1 protein-coding gene is annotated in these 835 nt (G+C 46.1%); it reads left to right on the forward strand.

From position 1 onward, the window contains the following. Positions 1 to 187 precede the first annotated feature (187 nt). Positions 188 to 835 (forward strand): succinate--CoA ligase subunit beta (locus tag A3739_RS24730; RefSeq protein WP_197472552.1); only part of this gene is annotated, 648 nt, incomplete at its 3' end.

Below are 835 nucleotides of genomic sequence, written 5' to 3' on the forward strand. Positions count from 1 at the left end.
ACGCTTTCTGAATCTGTGCACGAGGCGGCTTTAGCTGTTTCAGGACACGCTATTCACGTAGCAAACAGAAAGAAACGCAAATAATACATAATTTAGATTCGCCTATAAGTATAGGTGTTAACTAGGGGCAGGTTTGTGGTGTTAGTCGTACGCCTGCCGCTCACTCATTAATACAACGGAATAAGCTATGAACTTACATGAGTATCAGGCAAAGCAACTCTTTGCTGAGTACGGACTGCCAGTATCACAAGGGTATGCCTGTGATACAGCGGAAGAGGCTGCAGCCGCTGCTGACAAAATCGGCGGCGACAAGTGGGTCGTTAAAGCGCAAGTTCACGCCGGTGGGCGTGGTAAAGCGGGTGGGGTAAAACTCGTCGATAGCAAAGAAGAGATCAAAGCCTTTGCTGAAAAATGGTTAGGCCAAAACTTGGTGACTTACCAGACCGACGAAAACGGCCAGCCAGTGAGTAAGATCTTAGTTGAGTCTTGTACTGATATTGACCAAGAACTTTATCTTGGTGCTGTTGTAGATCGTTCTACGCGTCGCGTTGTATTCATGGCGTCTACCGAAGGCGGTGTTGAGATTGAGACCGTTGCAGAAGAAACGCCAGAAAAAATTCTGAAAGCAGAAATCGATCCTTTAGTAGGTGCTCAACCATACCAAGCACGCGATCTAGCGTTCCAACTTGGTCTCGCTGGCGATCAGATTAAGCAGTTCACAAAGTTGTTTTTGGGGCTTTCTAAACTTTTCCATGATTACGATTTAGCGTTGTTAGAAATCAACCCTCTCGTAATTACTCCTGAGGGCAACATCCACTGCCTAGACGGAAAAATT

Source organism: Oleiphilus sp. HI0067 (assembly GCF_001635735.1).